Source organism: Streptomyces sp. NPDC044044 (genome assembly GCF_056434405.1).
In genome coordinates, this window is sequence record NZ_JBWKFG010000003.1 from 163792 (window position 1) to 181353 (window position 17562).

General features: G+C 72.0%; 17 protein-coding genes. 9 read left to right on the forward strand and 8 right to left on the reverse strand.

Annotated features, from left to right (window positions below):
- A complete protein-coding gene (gene sucD, locus AC07AG_RS11660) occupies window positions 1-885 on the forward strand; it encodes a succinate--CoA ligase subunit alpha (protein ID WP_361053741.1) in 885 nt (294 codons plus the stop codon).
- A 191-nt stretch (window positions 886-1076) separates the two neighbouring features.
- Here the strand turns inward: sucD and AC07AG_RS11665 are convergent, their stop codons facing one another.
- Window positions 1077-2339, reverse strand: coding sequence for a sigma factor-like helix-turn-helix DNA-binding protein (locus AC07AG_RS11665; protein ID WP_478754204.1), 1263 nt, complete (start codon window positions 2337-2339; stop codon window positions 1077-1079).
- Window positions 2340-2497: 158 nt separating this feature from the next.
- Here AC07AG_RS11665 and AC07AG_RS11670 point away from each other — a divergent pair, with 158 nt between their 5' ends.
- The gene (locus AC07AG_RS11670) at window positions 2498-4123 is read left to right on the forward strand and encodes a cell division protein PerM (protein ID WP_478754206.1); all 1626 of its coding nucleotides are present in this window, start codon (window positions 2498-2500) and stop codon (window positions 4121-4123) included.
- An 82-nt stretch (window positions 4124-4205) separates the two neighbouring features.
- Here the strand turns inward: AC07AG_RS11670 and AC07AG_RS11675 are convergent, their stop codons facing one another.
- Entirely contained in the window at window positions 4206-5024 is an 819-nt protein-coding gene (locus AC07AG_RS11675; RefSeq protein WP_478754208.1) for a hypothetical protein, read from the reverse strand.
- A gap of 231 nt (window positions 5025-5255) precedes the next feature.
- Here AC07AG_RS11675 and purN point away from each other — a divergent pair, with 231 nt between their 5' ends.
- Both purN and purH read left to right on the forward strand, forming a co-directional pair.
- On the forward strand, window positions 5256-5885 hold the full coding sequence (purN, locus tag AC07AG_RS11680) for a phosphoribosylglycinamide formyltransferase (protein ID WP_478754210.1): 630 nt from the start codon (window positions 5256-5258) through the stop codon (window positions 5883-5885).
- A complete protein-coding gene (purH, locus tag AC07AG_RS11685; RefSeq protein WP_478754212.1) occupies window positions 5882-7450 on the forward strand; it encodes a bifunctional phosphoribosylaminoimidazolecarboxamide formyltransferase/IMP cyclohydrolase in 1569 nt (522 codons plus the stop codon). Before purN ends, purH begins: the two co-directional genes overlap by 4 nt.
- Here the strand turns inward: purH and AC07AG_RS11690 are convergent.
- The 6 genes from AC07AG_RS11690 to AC07AG_RS11715 all read right to left on the reverse strand — a co-directional run bounded on the left by AC07AG_RS11690 (window position 7422) and on the right by AC07AG_RS11715 (window position 12988).
- Window positions 7422-7763 (reverse strand): hypothetical protein, encoded by a 342-nt coding sequence (locus AC07AG_RS11690; protein ID WP_478754214.1) that lies wholly within the window; start codon window positions 7761-7763, stop codon window positions 7422-7424. The genes purH and AC07AG_RS11690 overlap by 29 nt on opposite strands.
- 77 nt (window positions 7764-7840) lie before the next feature.
- Window positions 7841-9244 carry a protein kinase domain-containing protein gene (locus AC07AG_RS11695; protein WP_478754216.1) on the reverse strand — a complete coding sequence of 468 codons (1404 nt, stop codon included), beginning with the start codon at window positions 9242-9244 and terminating at the stop codon, window positions 7841-7843.
- A gap of 77 nt (window positions 9245-9321) precedes the next feature.
- The gene (locus AC07AG_RS11700; protein ID WP_478754218.1) at window positions 9322-9957 is read right to left on the reverse strand and encodes a M23 family metallopeptidase; all 636 of its coding nucleotides are present in this window, start codon (window positions 9955-9957) and stop codon (window positions 9322-9324) included.
- Between the two features lie 94 nt (window positions 9958-10051).
- The gene (locus AC07AG_RS11705) at window positions 10052-11467 is read right to left on the reverse strand and encodes a protein kinase domain-containing protein (protein WP_478754219.1); all 1416 of its coding nucleotides are present in this window, start codon (window positions 11465-11467) and stop codon (window positions 10052-10054) included.
- Entirely contained in the window at window positions 11464-12234 is a 771-nt protein-coding gene (locus AC07AG_RS11710) for an FHA domain-containing protein (RefSeq protein WP_478754221.1), read from the reverse strand. The genes AC07AG_RS11705 and AC07AG_RS11710 overlap by 4 nt, the downstream gene beginning before the upstream one ends.
- Window positions 12235-12358: 124 nt before the next feature.
- Window positions 12359-12988, reverse strand: a complete 630-nt coding sequence (locus AC07AG_RS11715) for a hypothetical protein (protein ID WP_478754223.1) — start codon at window positions 12986-12988, stop codon at window positions 12359-12361.
- A 266-nt stretch (window positions 12989-13254) separates the two neighbouring features.
- Between AC07AG_RS11715 and AC07AG_RS11720 the strand changes: the two genes are divergently transcribed.
- The 5 genes from AC07AG_RS11720 (at window position 13255) to AC07AG_RS11740 (ending at window position 17546) form a co-directional block, all read left to right on the forward strand.
- Window positions 13255-14121, forward strand: coding sequence for a bifunctional methylenetetrahydrofolate dehydrogenase/methenyltetrahydrofolate cyclohydrolase (locus AC07AG_RS11720; protein WP_478754225.1), 867 nt, complete (start codon window positions 13255-13257; stop codon window positions 14119-14121).
- A 19-nt stretch (window positions 14122-14140) separates the two neighbouring features.
- Window positions 14141-14665 (forward strand): DUF3017 domain-containing protein, encoded by a 525-nt coding sequence (locus tag AC07AG_RS11725; protein ID WP_478754226.1) that lies wholly within the window; start codon window positions 14141-14143, stop codon window positions 14663-14665.
- 250 nt (window positions 14666-14915) lie between these two features.
- Window positions 14916-16070: a sensor histidine kinase gene (locus AC07AG_RS11730; RefSeq protein ID WP_478754228.1), complete on the forward strand. Its 1155-nt coding sequence runs from the start codon at window positions 14916-14918 to the stop codon at window positions 16068-16070.
- On the forward strand, window positions 16071-16757 hold the full coding sequence (locus AC07AG_RS11735) for a response regulator (RefSeq protein WP_478754230.1): 687 nt from the start codon (window positions 16071-16073) through the stop codon (window positions 16755-16757).
- A gap of 303 nt (window positions 16758-17060) precedes the next feature.
- A complete protein-coding gene (locus tag AC07AG_RS11740; RefSeq protein ID WP_478754232.1) occupies window positions 17061-17546 on the forward strand; it encodes a helix-turn-helix domain-containing protein in 486 nt (161 codons plus the stop codon).
- Window positions 17547-17562: the final 16 nt, after the last annotated feature.

Below are 17562 nucleotides of genomic sequence, written 5' to 3' on the forward strand. Positions count from 1 at the left end.
ATGGCTATCTTCCTGACCAAGGACAGCAAGGTCATCGTCCAGGGCATGACCGGTGCCACGGGCATGAAGCACACCAAGCTCATGCTGGGCGACGGCACGAACATCGTCGGCGGCGTGAACCCGCGCAAGGCCGGCACGTCCGTCGACTTCGACGGCACCGAGGTACCGGTCTTCGGCACCGTCGCCGAGGCGATGGAGAAGACGGGCGCCAACGTCTCCGTCCTCTTCGTGCCGCCGGCCTTCTCCAAGGCCGCCGTCGTCGAGGCGATCGACGCCGAGATCCCCCTCGCCGTCGTCATCACCGAGGGCATCGCCGTCCACGACTCCGCCGCCTTCTGGGCGTACGCGAAGTCGAAGGGCAACAAGACCCGCATCATCGGCCCGAACTGCCCCGGTCTCATCACCCCGGGTCAGTCGAACGCCGGCATCATCCCGGGCGACATCACGAAGCCGGGCCGCATCGGCCTGGTCTCGAAGTCCGGCACGCTGACGTACCAGATGATGTACGAGCTCCGTGACATCGGCTTCTCCTCGGCCGTCGGCATCGGTGGCGACCCGGTCATCGGCACGACGCACATCGACGCCCTCGAGGCGTTCGAGGCCGACCCCGAGACCGACCTGATCGTGATGATCGGCGAGATCGGCGGCGACGCCGAGGAGCGTGCGGCCGACTACATCAAGGCCAACGTGACGAAGCCGGTCGTCGGCTACGTCGCCGGCTTCACGGCGCCCGAGGGCAAGACCATGGGCCACGCCGGCGCCATCGTCTCCGGCTCCTCCGGCACCGCGCAGGCCAAGAAGGAGGCCCTTGAGGCCGCGGGCGTCAAGGTCGGCAAGACGCCGACCGAGACGGCCAAGCTCGCGCGAGCGATCCTCGCGGGCTGAGGTTGCCTGAACGTCCGAAAAGTGGGCCCGCACCTCGCATGAGGTGCGGGCCCACTTTTCTCTGTCCGCGGGCTGACTGCGGCTGGTCGTCCGCGGGCCGACTGTGGCCGGTCGTCCGCGGGCCGACTGTGGCCGGTCGCGCCGTTCCTCGCACCCGTCATGGGCGCGCCCCTGACGGGGCGGGGCGCCCCCTAACGGAGATCCGGTGTCAGCCTTTCCGGGCCGCTCGACAGGTCCTGGCGGAGCTTCTTGTGGAGGATCTGGTCCTCGTACGTCAGGTGGCCCGGACCCATCCTCGGCGGTACGCCGCTGATGGCCTTGCCCGGGGACTGGGGCGGCTCGTAGTGGGTGGGGGCCGTGCGCAGCGTCAGGGCCGTGGCGCCGACGATCAATGCCGTGAAGGCGATCGCCGCGCGGGTCCAGAAGCGGGCGCGGTGTTCGCTTCCGGTGCGGACCCGGCCCGCGTTCGGGGGTTGCAGTTTCTCCGCGGCGCAGAGCTCGCCGAGGCGCTGGTGCAGGGCTTCGGGGGTCGCCGCCTGCTCGGGCAGCCGCTCGGCGATCGCCTCGCGTGCGCGCAGGAGGCGGTTGGCCGCCGCGGGCGTGCTCGCCTCCGTCTCGGCCGCGGTCTCGGGCAGGTCGAGCCCGACGCCGTCGTAGAGCAGGAGGGTGCGGCGCTGCGCGGGCGGCAGGCTCATCAGGACGGTGAGGAAGGTCCGGTCGGCCGCCGTGGCGGGCGGGGCGTCCGGCTGCCGGTGGGTGGGGCGCAGGCGGTGCCAGGGGGACATCGCGTACTCGTACGCCGCCGCGCGCACCCAGCCCGCCGGGTCGCGGTCGACGGCGACCTCGGGCCAGCGCTGCCAGGCGAGCTGGAAGGCGCGCTCCACGGATTCCTGGGCGAGGGTGCGGCGGCCGGTGAGGAGGTAGGTCTGGCGTACGAGGCCGGGGGCGCACGTCGTGCAGAGCGCGTCGAAGGCTTCGGCTGGGGTCGGGCCGGCGGCTGACTCGGCGGGCGCGAGCTCCGGCTCCGGCTCGGCCTGGACGTTGGCGGTCGCCGTCGCCGCAGCTGCAGCCGCCGCCGGCGCCGCGTCCCGCACCCTTGGCTCGAGCGGGCGGACATGGCCGTTCATCGCCGCGCCCACCGGGATGCGCGCGGGGGACTTGTCGTCCTTGGCGTCCTTGGCGTCCACGGCCGACTCCGGGTCCTTTGCCCAGCTGGGGCGCCGTACGGAGCGCTTCTCCTTCACGGTCTGTTCGTTCGAGATCTCGGCGAGCAGCTTCGCGTAGGACTCGCGCCGGCGGCCGCGTGGCGTCGAGCGGCCCGACTCCCAGGAGCGGACCGTCTCCCGGGCGACGCCCACCCGCGCGGCGACATCGGCCTGGCTCAGGGACTTCGCCTCGCGCAGACGTCGGCGTTCCTTGGGGGACGGCAACGGGGTGGCAGGGCTCTGGGTCATGTCGGACTCTCCGCGCCGGGGGCCGTGGGCCTTCGTGCGGCGGGGAGCCGGGCGCGGCTGATCCGTCGTACGAAAAAGTACATAAACGTATCTTGTGCGACACATCCGGTATTCGCCTGTTACGAGGAGAAAGCGCGTGTCGTTGGGAGCATGGCGCCGTGACTCAAATCACCGACCGCAGCTCACCGTTGCCGCCCCTCAAACCGCTGATCGAGCGGGCCCGCGACCGCTCACCCGGACTGGCGACGTGCCTGTTCGGAGGGGCTGTCGCGGCAGGGCTCGGGCTCGGCTCGTGTGCCGTCCTGGTGATGATCCTCTGGATCAGCTCGCCCTATCCGGACAGCGGGCCCAGTGGGGCGCTGCATGTCGCGGCCTCGGTGTGGCTGATCGCCCACGGCGCGGAGCTGGTCAGGACGGACACGCTCTCCGGGACGCCTGCCCCGCTCGGCGTCACGCCCATGCTCCTGATGGTGCTCCCGGGCTGGCTCGCGCACCGGGCGGCGCGGGACGCGGCGGATCCCGAGGAGCGGGGGATGGCGCCGCGGACCGCGTGGTGCGGGGTGGTCGGCGGCTATCTGCTGGTCGGCGCCGCCGCGACGCTGTACGCGGCCGGGGGCGAGCTGCGGCCGTCGTGGCCGAGCGCGGCCGTGCACGTGCCGGTGCTCGTGGGGGGTGCGGCGGCGGTGGGGGTCTGGACGGCCCTGGGGCGGCCCCAGGGACCGCTTCCTGGAGTGCTGCGAGCGGGCCTTCGCGCGCTGCCCGCAGGGGTACGTCCCTTCTTCGTACGCCGATACGTCCGCGCCGTCACGCGGGCCGCGGCGGCCGGGACGCTGGTGCTCGTCGGCGGGGGAGCGCTGCTGGCCGGGATCTCCCTCGCGCTGCACGGCGGCCTTGCGAGGGCATCGTTCGCGCAGGTCACGGACGTGTGGTCGGGCCGCTTCGCGGTGCTGCTGCTCGCCGTGGCGCTGGTGCCGAACGCGGCGGTGTGGGGCGCGGCGTACGGCCTCGGCCCCGGCTTCGCGCTGGGCACGAGGAGCGTGGCGGGGCCGCTCGCCGTGAGTACGGGGCCGATGCTGCCGGCGTTTCCGCTGCTCGCGGCGGTGCCGGCGGAAGGGCCTGGGTCGCCGTTGACGTGGGCGGCGGGTGCGGTGCCGCTGGGGGCGGGGATCGCGGTGGCGTGGTTCGCGGCGGGGGCCGCGGCGCCTGCCTTCGGGGAGCGGGGCGAGGCGTGGTCACGGGGGCGTACGGCGCTGGTCGCGGGGGCGGCGGCGGTGCTGTGCGGGGCGGCGCTGGCGGGGCTCGCCGAGCTGGCGGGCGGTCCGATGGGGGTGGCCGTCCTGGCCGACTTCGGGCCCGTGTGGTGGCAGGCGGGGGCTGCGGCGGTGGGGTGGACCGGGGTGGTGGGGGTGCCGGGGGCGCTGCTGGTGCGGGCCTGGCGGCTCCGGACCCGCCGGGCGGTTGCGCCGCGCTGGACGTGGCTGCGGTTGCGGTTGCGGCTGCCGAGGCCCCGGCTGCCGAGGCCGCGCATCCCGCAGCTTCAGCTGCGCGCCCCTCGCCTGCGGCTTCCGCGGATCCCTCGCCGCCGCCACAGCCCGCCTTCTCCTCCGGAAGCAGCCCCGCCGGTCGCGGAGCCGTTCGAGCCGTACGACTTCCTGCCGCGGGCACCTGCGGTGGGCGGGGCGGAGGACTGGGGCGGGGCGGACTGGCATGACGACGCGGCCCGGGAGGCCCGCTGGTCCGCCTTGCGGGACGCGAACGGGGAGGAGCGGCCGCCGGGGGCTTGAGGGGGCGGGGGGAGTGCCGCTCGCCAAGCGGAGGGGAAAGGCGAGGTCAGGTCCCCGCCAACCCTCCCCCCCCCGCCAGGAATCAGTCCCGCTCGCCCAGGAGCGGGCGCAACTGCTTCGGCAGGAGGTCGTTGCACTCCTGCTTCGACTGGCTCGTGAGGGCGTCGCTCACGCACGTGTAGTAGTCGCGGTACACCAGCTGCGCGGCGAACGTCGCCGCCACCATCGCCAGCGCGAGCGAAGCCGTCACCAAGCCGCTGATCGCCGCCGTGGTCTGCGGCTTCGTGCTGGCGGGGTCCGCCGCGGGCCGCTGCGTGGCGGGCGCCGTCGGGTCCGGCTGCTTCGGCTTCGCCCGCAGCGAGCTGATGCCCCAGTGCAGCGCGAGCGCGCCCAGGAGCAGGGCCACGTACCGCCAGCCGAAGAGCGCGAAGAAGAAGGCCCACATGCCGGAGAGCAGGGCGTACCGAGCGCGGCGCTGGGCCGGGTCGGTCGGGTCCCAGCGCATGCCGTTGCCGGGCCCGGACCCGGAGCCGGACGGGCCGTCGGGGCCCTGCTGGCCGGGCCGCTCGCCGAAGCCGCCGCCCTGGGAGCGGCCGGGCTGCCGGTCGCTCCACTGGCTGCCCCAGGGGGACTGGCCCTGGGCGTCGCCGCCGTCGCCGCCGTTGCCGGGGCGGGGCCGCCACGGCTGGTCCGGGGTCCCCTCCGGCGGCGGCGCGAAGGGGTTGTCGTCCTTCTTCCCGGAGCCCCCGGAAGAGTCGGAGCTGCCCGAGCCCCCGGAGTCCTGGGAGTCCTGCGGCGGGGACGACGGGCGGCCGTCGCGCAGCAGCGTCGAGCCGCGCTCCCCTCCGTGCGTCAACCCGAACGCGAAGGACAGCGGGAGGCGGAGGCTACGGTCCGGCATCAGGTGTGCGTCTTCCCCTTGGTTGAGCGAGCTTCTGGACGGTGTGACGTCGCTGTGACGTCCTGGTGCAGACGCTACCTTCCGGCCGCGCCCCCGTCCCGTGAGGGGCCGCACCGTGTGCCGGTATCGTTGCTGACGGTCGGCCGCTTCGTAGAGTTCCCCGTATCGCGGGGTGCGAAGCCTTTGTACGACCCTACAAAGACGACGCACCTCCCGAGAAAGGGCCCCGCTGTGGCCAAGAGCCCTGTGGCCAAGCGCCTCGTCGTGCTGGTCTCCGGATCAGGCACGAATCTGCAGGCTCTGCTCGACAAGATCGCGACGGACGGGACATCGGGCTACGGCGCCGAGATCGTCGCCGTCGGCGCGGACCGCGACGGCATCGCGGGGCTCGAACGTGCCGAGAGCGCCGGGATTCCCACCTTCGTCTGCCGGGTGAAGGACCACGCGACGCGCGACGAGTGGGACGCGGCGCTGGCCGAGGCGACCGCCTCGTACGAGCCCGATCTGGTCGTGTCGGCCGGGTTCATGAAGATCGTGGGGAAGCGATTCCTCGCACGGTTCGGCGGTCGGTTCGTCAATACGCACCCCGCCCTGCTGCCCAGCTTCCCCGGGGCCCACGGTGTGCGCGACGCGCTCGCGTACGGCGCGAAGGTCACGGGATGCACCGTCCACTTCGTCGACGACGGCGTCGACACCGGCCCGATCATCGCCCAGGGCGTGGTCCCGGTCGGGGATGAGGACGACGAGAGCGCTCTGCACGAGCGCATCAAGGAAGTCGAGCGAAGGCTGCTCGTCGATGTCGTGGGGCGTCTGGCCCGCAACGGCTACCGCATTGAGGGACGAAAGGTACTTATCCCGTGACCGCCGAAGGTACGCACGGTTCGCAGCGCCCGATCAAGCGCGCGCTCATCAGCGTCTATGACAAGACCGGGCTCGAGGAGCTCGCGCGCGGGCTGCACGAGGCCGGCGTCGAGCTCGTCTCGACCGGTTCGACCGCCGCGAAGATCGCCGCCACCGGGGTGCCCGTCACCAAGGTCGAGGAGCTCACCGGCTTCCCCGAGTGCCTGGACGGCCGGGTCAAGACGCTGCACCCGCGCGTGCACGCCGGGATCCTCGCCGACCTGCGCCTCGATGACCACCAGCGGCAGCTCGCCGACCTCGGCATCGAGCCGTTCCAGCTGGTCGTCGTGAACCTCTACCCCTTCAAGGCGACCGTCGCCTCGGGCGCGACGCCCGACGAGTGCGTCGAGCAGATCGACATCGGCGGCCCCTCGATGGTCCGCGCCGCCGCCAAGAACCACCCCTCGGTGTCGGTCATCACGAGCCCCTCCCGGTACGCCGACGTGCTCGCCGCCGTCCGTGACGGCGGGTTCGACCTGACCGCCCGCAAGCGCCTCGCCGCCGAAGCGTTCCGCCACACCGCCGAGTACGACCTCGCGGTCGCCTCCTGGTTCGCGGACGACTACGCGTCCGACAGCACCGCCTTCCCCGAGTTCATCGGCAGCGCGTACGCCCGCAAGAACGTCCTGCGCTACGGCGAGAACCCGCACCAGGGCGCGGCCCTCTACGTCGACGGCAACGGAGGCCTCGCCGAGGCCGAGCAGCTGCACGGCAAGGAGATGTCGTACAACAACTACACGGACACGGACGCCGCGCGCCGTGCCGCGTACGACCACGACGACCCCTGCGTCGCGATCATCAAGCACGCCAACCCCTGCGGCATCGCGATCGGTTCGAACGTCGCCGAGGCGCACCGCAAGGCGCACGCCTGTGACCCGCTCTCCGCGTTCGGCGGCGTGATCGCCGTCAACCGCCCGGTCTCCAAGGAGATGGCCGAGCAGGTCGCCGACATCTTCACCGAGGTCATCGTCGCGCCCGAGTACGAGGACGGCGCCCTCGAAGCCCTCACCAAGAAGAAGAACATCCGCGTCCTGCGCGCCCACCAGGCCCCGTCCAACACGGTCGAGGTCAAGCAGATCGACGGCGGCGCGCTCCTCCAGGTCACCGACCGCCTCCAGGCCGACGGCGACAACCCCGCCAACTGGACGCTCGCCACGGGCGACGCCCTCAACGCGGGCGAGCTCGCCGAGCTGGCCTTCGCCTGGAAGGCGTCGCGCGCGGTGAAGTCCAACGCGATCCTGCTCGCCAAGGACGGCGCGTCGGTCGGCGTCGGCATGGGTCAGGTCAACCGTGTCGACTCCGCGAAGCTCGCCGTCGAGCGGGCGGGCGAGGAGCGCGCGCATGGTGCGTACGCCGCTTCGGACGCGTTCTTCCCGTTCCCCGACGGCCTGGAGATCCTGACCGCCGCGGGCGTCAAGGCCGTGGTGCAGCCGGGCGGTTCGGTCCGTGACGAGCTGGTCGTCGAGGCCGCGAAGAAGGCGGGCGTGACGATGTACTTCACGGGTACGCGGCACTTCTTCCACTGAGCCGGGCCGAGTCCTGTGCCGAACGGTGGCCGCGCCCTTCCCCCGAGGGCGCGGCCACCGTCGCTTCGCAGGCGGCCAGTGTGTGGGCGTGCCGGACGCGGGCCTCGCGGGACAGTCGGGCCGCGTAGCCCGGGTCGGTGTGGTCGTGGCCGTGCGCGGCCATGCAGAGCGCGAGCGGCAGGTCGATGCCGGGCCCCGATGACCGGGTCCCCGGTGGCGCCGCATCCCCCGTGGACGGCCCCGCGCACCCGGCCGCGGCGATCATCGACACCGCCGCCGCGGCCGTGCACGCCAGCCTGAGCGTGCGCTTCATGTGGTGCTTCCCCCCTGCCGTGCCGTCCCCCTTGGCGGCACGTGAACACCATGACGGCGTGAACGGCGGGGCGGTACCTAGGAGTTCTGAGGGTCGGCTCCGCACTCCTCGATCCAGCGGTGGGAGAGCACGACGTACGTGCCCGTCAGGTTGCCCTGCTGGCCGACGGACGTGCAGCCCACCGGATCGCGTTCGTCCCGGTAGAGGTCCTTCCACCGGAACTTCCAGTCGCGTCCCACGTAGTACGCGACGTCATGGAGCGGCGAGGCCGCGTCGCCGTTGTTGAAGATCGAATGCACCTTCTTGGTGCGCGTCCAGGGGCACGTGCGGCCCTCCTTCCCGAGCCAGTCGCGGTCGTCGCTCTCCCACGCGCACATCTCCCCATTGCCGTACCTCTCGCTGAAGAAGCAGACGGAGAGCCTCGGGCAGCGGTGATAGCCGTACGTGACGGGGTCGTCCCGCAGCACCTCCACGAGCCCCGCCGTGAGCGCCATGGCGGCCACCACCGCCCCGGCCCCGACCACGACGGGCCGCCCCGGCCTGCGCACCCGCGCCCACCGCGGAAGCCGCCGCACGGACGCGAGCCCCGCCGCCCGCTCCACCCGCCCGAGCAGCGCCTCCGTGTCCCGCACGGCCCGCGCGGAGTGCGTACGGGCCAGGCAGTCGACGACGATCTCCCGCCATTCCAGCGGGAGTTCGGGGGAGAGGCGCAGCTCGTCGAGGCCGCGCGCGTATCTCACGACGGCATCCCTGCGAGCCGACGGAGTGCCGCCGGGCAGGGGGTAGGTGCCGGTGAGGACGAGGTGGGCCAGGACGCCGAAGGCCCAGACGTCCGCGGTCGGACGGATCTGCTGTCCGCGCTCGCCGATGTCCGACCAGAGCAGCTCGGGCGGGGTGTAGTCGGACGTGGAGAAGGCGGGCGTGTACGCGTGGGTGCCCTCCAGCTCGGCGGCCATGTTGAAGTCCGCGAGGCGGGCCGAACCGTCCTTCATCAGCAGGACGTTGGCCGGTTTGAGGTCGCCGTGCACCCACCCCGCACGGTGCAGCTGATGCAGCCCCGCGCAGACCTCGGCGAGCAGCGCTGCCCCGTTCACCGGCGGCGGACCGGCCAGGAGCCCGGCGAGCGAGCCTTCCGCCTTCTCCAGGACGAGGACGGTGGCGCCGTCGAGCGCGGGGTGCTCCGGGTCGTCCACGGTCAGCGTGTCGTACATCCGGATGAGCCGCGGGGAGCGCAGCTTGCGCAGCAACTCGACCTCACGTGCGGTCAGTTCGCGCAGGTGGTTCAGCTGGCGCGGGGTGCGAAGGCCGGTGGGCAGGAACTTCAGCGCGACGGTCCGGGGCAGCCCCTCGGCGGGCGTGGCCCGGCGGGCGGCATAGACGCTCCCGAAGGCGCCACTGGCCAGGTGCGCACCCACGACCCAGGGCCCGACGCGATAGCCCTTCGGCACGTCGACGGCGTACGCACCGCCACTGGTGCTCATGGCTGCGCCCCCCATACTCCGGTTCCGGCGTGGGCCCAGAGTATGAGGGGTGCGGGATGCGGTGAGAGTGTCTCGGGTCAGGCGGCGCAGTTGCGACTGGTCACACTCGGCCATTCCTTGTTGGATCCGGTGTAGCGGACCCCGTTGAAGTGCACCGCCTTGCGGTGGCGCTCGTCGGTGAAGTTCCCGGACGCCAAGTACCGCTGCTCATAGTGCAGATGGGCCCAGCTGGAGTTCCCGCTGGTGCCGATGCGGCCGATCTTCGTGGACGCCTTGACCTTGTCGCCCTTCTGGACGTACTTCGTGGGCGCGTCCTTCAGGTGGTAGTACGCCGTGAACCAGCCTCCCCCGTGGCTCACCTGGATCGTGTTCCCGGAGCCGCGGTCCTTGTACGTGGCGGACACCTTGCCCTTCGCCGACGCGAGGACGGGCTTGCCGCCCGAGCCCGTATTGCCCTTCACGACCATGTCGATCGCCGGGCTGTGGCCCCAGGTGTTCAGCTGCCACTTGGTCCCGCACGGAAAGGGCATCTGAAAGGCCGGCTTCGCGGCGGCCGAGACCTGGTCGTCCCGCTGGTCGTGCGGCGCCGCCTGGGCGAGCCCCGGTGCGGTGAGCAGCGCGGCACAGACTCCCGCCGTGCCGATGACCGCCATCGCTGAACGCGTCGTAGTGCGCGTCGTTGCGTGCGCCTTTGTGCGCGTCTTTGTGCGCATGGAATCTTCCCCCTGGAATTCCGTGCCACCCCCGTGGTGGTGGCACTGACATTAGGAGGGGTGCGAGGGGCGGGGTACCTCGTACGTCAGAGGGTCAGCAGCCCTCGATCCAGCGGTGGGAGAGCGGCTTGACCGGCCGGGTGAGGTTCCGCTTCGTCTGCACCTCGACGCAGCCGAGGCGTTCGCCCTTGAGCCGCGGCTTCGCGAAGTAGACGACGTCGACGAACTTCGTTCCCATGTCGGTGTCATGGCCGTTGTTGTAGATCGACTGCGGGCTCTCCCGCGCCGTCCACGCGCACTTTCCGTCGCCCGTCAGCCAGTTGTTGTCGTCGCCGACCCAGGTGCACATCTGACCTTGGCCGTCCTTCCCGGAGAACGCGCAGACGGAGCCCACGACGCAGCGGGCGTAGCCGGACTTGGGTCCGCCTGCCGCCGTGCCCGGGTCTTCCTCGTCGAGAAGGGCGTTCAGGCCGAAGCCGAGTGCGGTGAACGTGACCGCCGCGGCGACGGTGGCCAGGACCGCGCGGCGGATGCGGCGTGTGCCGGGTCCTGGCCGCCGGGGGAGCCGGGGCGCGCGGTCGGCGCCCGCCGCCGCCTCGGCGCGGCGGAGGACCGACGGGGCGTCGTGGGCGGCGCGTTCCGCGTGGGTGCGGGAGAGGCAGTCGGTGATCAAGGCGTGCCATTCCGCCGGGAGTTCGGGGGAGAGGCGCAGCTCGTCCGTGCCGCGTGCGTAGCGGATGGCGGCGTCCCTGCGGGCCGACGGAGTGCCGCCGGGCAGCGGGTAGGTGCCGGTGAGCACGAGGTGGGCCAGGACGCCGTACGCCCAGATGTCGGCGGTCGGACGGATCTGCTGTCCGCGCTCGCCGATCTCGGACCAGAGGAGTTCCGGCGGGGTGTAGTCGGGCGTGGAGAAGGCGGGTGTGTACGCGTGCGTGCCCTCCAGTTCCGCCGCCATGTTGAAGTCCGCCAGGCAGGACGAACCGTCCTTCATCAGCAGGACGTTGGCCGGTTTGAGGTCGCCGTGCACCCAGCCCGCGTGGTGGAGCTGACGCAGGCCGTCGCCGATCTGGGCGAGCAGGGCGGGACCGGACTGCGGCCGGTGCGACCGGGCGAGCAGTACGTCCAGGGATTCCGCGGCCTCTTCGAGGACGAGGACGGTGGCGCCGTCGAGCGCGGGGTGCTCCGGGTCGTCCACCGTCAGGACGTCGTACATCCGGATCAGGCGCGGGGAGCGGAGCTTGCGCAGCAACTCGACCTCGCGTTCGGCCAGTTCGCGCAGGTGGTTCAGCTGGCGCGGGGTGTGCGTGCCGGTCGGCAGGAACTTCAGCGCGGCCCGCCTCGGCAGCTCCGGGTCGCCGGACGCGGTCCGCCGCGCCGCGTACACGCTGCCGAAACTGCCGGTCGCCAGCGGCTCGCGCACCTGCCACGGGCCGATCCGATAGCCCTTGGGCACCGAGACGGCGTAGACGAGACCGCTCGCGCCGCTCGTCGGGTCGTTGCCCGCACTCATCGGCCGACGCCGCCGGGGGGCGGGATCAGGACGACGAGATCGTCTTCGCGTACGAGATCGAAACGCAGCGCGAGCGAGACCAGCGACTCCTTCTTGCCGTTGAGGCGCGGCCCCGAATCGGCCGTGTCGGGGCCCGGCTTGAGGCGGAGCTTGACCGCGAGGTAGTCGATGTTCCACTGCACGGCGGCACGGTTCGCCGATGGCCAGCCGGGCCTGAGCCGGTCCACGACCTGTTCGACGGTGGGCAGCGGGGCGTGCGGGGCGCCGCGCAGGCGCGGTTCGCACAGGGCGGCGAGCACGGCGAAGTACCGCTTGGTGCGGTCGACGGAGAAGGCGGGACGGGTCGTCGCGCCGCCGAGCCCCGCGCGGTCCCGGCCGCCCAGGTAGTCGTGGCGCGGCGCCCACACCTCGAGGTGCAGGAGCTCGCCCGCGGCGGGCAGCACGATCCGGGAGAACTCGAAGGGGACCGGTGCGTCGAGGCGGCCGGGCCCGACCTTGATGTGCTCGCCCGCGCCCTCGGGGTTCTCCACCACGTACGTCTGGTGGGCGCTGAGGTTGCTCAGTATCCAGAACGCGCCGTGCGCGGCGATCTCGCCTGCCGCGCGTGAGACGCCCTCGTGGTCGATGGGCAGGTCGTTGGCCTCGGCCGATCTGCCGAAGGTGAGTCTTTCGCCCGGGGCGAGGCGGAGTTGACCCGCGCTCGCCGGCGGCTGTTCCCCTGTCCGTTGCTCCACTGTCCGTGGCGGCACGACGATGATGCTGTACAAGGCCTGTCCCCCTCACGCCCGACGTGGTCAGAGTAGAGCGAGAACCCACGGGCCGTGCCCCCCTCGACAGGGTGAGCACGGCCCGTGGGTGTGAATCGCGTGTGGTGCGCGGTGGTTTCTGGCCTCAGTAGCGGGGGCGGTTGAACCACGCGGTGCCGCTCGGCACGACCGGGGCGATCGTGATGATGACGGCGAAGGTGACCCAGATCAGCGGGCCGATGATGGCGGTCGCGAGACCGGAGTCGAGGCCGACGAAGAGGCCGATCAGACCGACGATCCCGCCCAGCGCGCCATAGACGACGGTGGTGATTCGGACACCCTGGCCGCCGCGGCTGAACTTCACGCCGAGCGTGATGGACAGGGCCCCGAGAGCGGCCGCTATGAGAGCGGCGATGATCGCGATGCCGGCGACCGCGTCACCGGCGTCGCTCATGCCGCTGAGGCCAAGGTCTTCACCGCTGTCACCGGCGTCGCTCGCGATCGCACCCAGGTAGAGGTAGACGATCGCCAGGATGATCTGCACCGCCGAGATCAGGAACAGGAAGACGCGCGCGGTGACCAGGAGACCCGGCATCGACTGCTGCATCATGTTGCCGCCGCCGCCCGGGTAGCCGGGGTAGGCCGGCTGCTGCGGGTATCCGTAGCCCTGCTGCGGCGGGACACCGGGCGGGGCCTGGGGATAGCCGTAACCGGGAGCGGCCGGGGGCTGCTGGGGCGGCTGCCCGTAAGGGTTGTTCGGGTCGCCGTAACTCATGGCGGTCTTCCTCCGTCGGGTAATGCGGGGACGACGCGGCACATCACGGAGGAAAGTTCTACAGATGCGGTCCGTCCCCCCGACACTGCCCGCGGCACTGTGCCGCATATCGTTCTTTAGGCCAGGCTTATTTGTCCAGCCGCATTCCCTATGTGTTGTGCAAGTGCAACAGAGCTGGTCAGGTCTCGGGACACAGCTGGGACACAGCCGGGCCGCGACGGCGCCCTGATTGGTACCGGGCGGGTCTCATCCGGGAAGATGGAGTCATGACCGCCCAGATTCTCGATGGCAAGGCCACCGCAGCCGCGATCAAGTCCGAACTGACCGTCCGCGTGGCGGCCCTGAAGGAGAGGGGCTTCACGCCCGGCCTGGGGACTGTTCTGGTCGGTGACGACCCGGGCAGCCAGAAGTACGTCGCCGGGAAGCACCGCGACTGCGCGCAGGTCGGCATCGCCTCCATCCAGCGCGAGCTGCCCGCCACGGCGACGCAGGACGAGATCGAGGCCGTCGTCCGCGAGCTAAACGAGGACCCGGCCTGCACCGGCTACATCGTGCAGCTCCCGCTGCCCAAGGGCATCGACGAGAACCGCGTCCTGGAGCTGATGGACCCGGACAAGGACGCCGACGGCCTGCACCCGATGAACCTCGGCCGCCTCGTCCTGAACGAGCCCGCGCCGCTGCCCTGCACGCCGAACGGCGTGATCACGCTGCTCCGCAAGCACGGCGTGGAGATCAACGGCGCCGAGGTCGTGGTCGTCGGCCGCGGTGTGACGATCGGCCGCTCGATGCCGCTCCTGCTCACCCGCCGCTCGGAGAACGCCACGGTGACGCAGTGCCACACCGGCACCCGTGACCTGGCCTACCACCTGAGGAAGGCCGACATCATCGTGGCCGCCGCGGGCGTCCCGCACCTGATCAAGCCCGAGGACGTGAAGCCGGGCGCCGCGATCCTGGACGTCGGCGTCTCGCGCGACGAGTCCGGCAAGATCGTCGGCGATGTGCACCCGGGCGTCGGCGAGGTCGCCGGGTGGATCTCGCCGAACCCCGGCGGCGTAGGCCCGATGACGCGCGCCCAGCTGCTCGTCAACGTCGTCGAGGCCGCCGAGCGCGCCGCGTCCGCCGTCGCGAGCTGAACGGGGAAGGGTGAAGCCCATGAGCGCAGAACCTGAGCAAGGGGCATCGCCGGCCGACGCTCCGGAGGCCCGGGAGACCGTGGAGGCCCCGCAGGCCCTGGAGGACGCCGAGGCCAAGGGCGCCGTCAGCGCCCCCGGTCCCGGCGGACCGAAGAAGACCACGCGGCGCTTTCCGCTCCTGACCCGGGACACCGCGCGGCCCGAGGGCGGCGGCAGGGCCGCGGGCGGCGACGCCCCCGCGCCCGCCCGGCAGTGGCCGCTGCTCAGCGTGCTCTCGACGGTGGGGCTCGGGCTGCTGCTCACGGCCTTCGACGTGTTCCGCGTCGGGACGATACTGATCGGCCTCGCGCTGATCGCGGGCGCCTTCATGCGGTGGGCGCTGCCCGGCGTCGGCATGCTGGCGGTGCGTTCGCGCTTCACGGACATGGTCACGTACGGCGCGCTCGGCGTGGCCATCGTGCTCCTCGCGATGATGGCGCAGCCCGATCCGTGGCTGGAGATCCCGTTCCTGGGCGACACCCTGCACCGGACGATCACCACGTAACAGGCGGTCGCACGACATGGCCGGCGGCCCGTCCTCTCCCCCGCGGAGGACGGGCCGCCGCCGTATTCCGGTGGCCCACGACGGCCCCGGCGGCCCCGGGCAAGAAGTTACGGCGGCGGGGCGGGGGAGTCGTCCCGTGCCGGGTTGAGGCTCGGGCACGCCCTGCGCTGTACGCCCGCGGTTCCTACAACTTCCGCTGTACCGCGGTGGTTTGACGTACCTGCGCCCGCACCGGGGCTACGCTGCGGCGATGCGGATCCGCCCCCTCGTCGCCGACACGTCGATCGCGGTCGCCCTGACCACGGTCGCCGTACTCCTCGGGCAGGAGTCGGCGCGGCAGAGGTGGCCCGAACTCGACGCCCTGGGCTACGCGTTGGTGGCGCTCGTCAATCTGCCGGTCGTGTTCCGCTCCAGGGCGCCGCTCGCGGTCCTGCTCCTGGTGCACCTGGTGTGGATCGGGTACGTCACCGTCGGCTACTGGCCCGTCGTGAACACCTTCGCGCCCATGCTCATGGTCTACACGGTCGCGTCCCTGCGGCCCGCCCGCGTCTCCGTCCCCTGCGCCGCGCTGATGAGCGCCGTCTGGATCTACGCGGGCGTGGTGAGCGAGGGCGCGGCGATGGCGTCCGTGGTCGGGCAGGCCATCGGATTCCCCCTGGTGATCTGGCGGTTCGGGTACGTCGCGCGCCGCTCCGCCGAACTGGCCCGGCAGCTCAAGCGCGAGCAGGACGAGCGGGCCAGGCGCGAGGTGGCCGAGGAACGCGGGCGCATCGCACGGGAGTTGCACGACGTGGTCGCCCACCACATGTCGGTGATATCCGTGCAGGCGGGCCTCGCGAAGTTCGTCTTCGCCTCGGATCCGGCCACCGCCCACGCCGCGCTCTCCACCATCTCCGGCACCAGCGGCGAGGCGCTTGAGGAGCTGCGCCGCATGCTGCGGGTGCTGCGGGCGCGGGAGGACGGCGACGGCGCGCCCGACGCCCCGATGCCCGGCCTCGCGCGGCTGGGCGAGATGGTCGAGCGGGTGCGGGCCGGGGGAGTCGCCGTCGAGCTGCGCGTCGAGGGGACGCGGCGGCAGCTCGCACCCGGGATCGAACTCTGCGCGTACCGCGTGGTGCAGGAGGCCCTGACCAATGTGCTGAAGCACGCGCGAGGGGCCGGAGCGGTGGTCGAACTGCGGTACACGACGCACCATGTGACGGTCTCGGTGACCAACGACGGAGAGGGGGTGATTCCGGACAGAGTGGTCACGGGGAGCGGTCATGGGTTGATTGGGATGAGGGAGCGGGCCAAGCTCTACGGCGGGACGATCAGCATCGGTCCGCTGAGCGAGGGAGGGTTCGCCGTGCGCCTGACTCTGCCGACCTCCGCGCAGACCGCATCGCAGGGGGACGGCGCGACTTAGATGACCAGGGTGCTCGTGGTCGACGACCAGTTCCTCATCCGGGCCGGTCTCGTGGGGCTGCTGCGCGCCGCGCCCGGCATCGAGGTCGTGGGCGAGGCGGGCGACGGTGCCGAAGCCGTCGAGCTCGCCGCGGCGACCCGGCCCGACGTGATCCTGATGGACATCCGGATGCCCGGCATGAGCGGCATCGTGGCCACCGAGAAGATCCTCGCCGAGGCCCCCGAACCGCCGCCGCGCGTCCTGGTCCTGACCACGTTCGACCTCGACGAGTACGTGTACGGGGCGCTGCGGGCCGGGGCGTCGGGATTCCTGCTCAAGGACTCCGGCCCGGAGCGCCTGCTCGCCGCGGTGGCCGCCGTCGGCGGCGGCGACGCGCTCTTCGCGCCCAGCGTCACCTGCCGCCTCGTCGAGGCCTTCGCCCGGCAGGCCGGGGCCGGGGCGGCCGGTGACTCCGCCGAACCACCCCCGGATCTGCGGGCGTTGACCCTGCGCGAGGTCGAGGTCCTGAAGCTGATCGCCACGGGCCTGTCCAACGCGGACATCGCCGACCGCCTCTACATCAGCGAGGCCACCGTCAAGACCCACCTCAACCGGACGATGTCCAAACTCGACCTGGACAGCAGGGCGCAGGCCGTGGTGGTGGCGTACGAGACGGGCCTCGTCACGCCGGGCGGCGGCGGCCGCTGACCCGGCGGGCAGGAGCCCCGCGGACAAGAAGGCGGGCAGGAGCCCCGCGGACAAGAAGACGGCGCCCGTCCTCTCCCCCGTGGGAGGACGAGCGCCGCCGGTCATGGGGGGGCCGTTCCAACGGGATCCAGCGTCATGCCCCCGCCAACTCCGTACAAGGGATGGGTTGCCTCTGTGGCACGGAGGTGACCATTCCGCAACGGTGTTCTCGGCCCGCTACAGATGGCCGCCCCGTGCGGAAGGAACCACTTCGGGTCGCCCCGCCGTCATGGGGGCAAACTGGGCACATGCTGGGGGTGAAGCATGAGTGCTGCCTGGCAGCCGCTTCCGGAGGCGCTTCCGCCGGAAGTGCGGCATTTCGTGGAACAGCTGCGGCTGCTCAAGGACCGCACCGGCCTGAGCCTGATCGCGCTCGGCAAGGAGACGGCCTACAGCAAGTCCTCCTGGCAGCGTTACCTCAACGGCAGACAGCCACCGCCCCGGCAGGCGGTCGCGGCGCTGTGCCGGGTGGCGGGGGAGGACGGCGAACGGTTCTGCGCGCGCTGGGAGATGGCCGTCCGCGTATGGCCGCGGGGCGGGGCGGGTGATGCGCGGTCCGCTCCAGGTGTCGTACTGAGCAAGGCGGTCGAGGACGCGCCCCCTGCCCGGCGGAGAAAGCCGAGGCGCCCGTCGCGTGCCCGTCCCCCGCGTGCCCGATCGTCGTGGACGTGGCGCTCCACCGCCGGGGTCACCGCGTTCCTCGTCCTCATGGTGCTGCTGGAAGGGCTGCTGCGGTACTTCATTCTGTAGGGCCGCCACGTCGTGG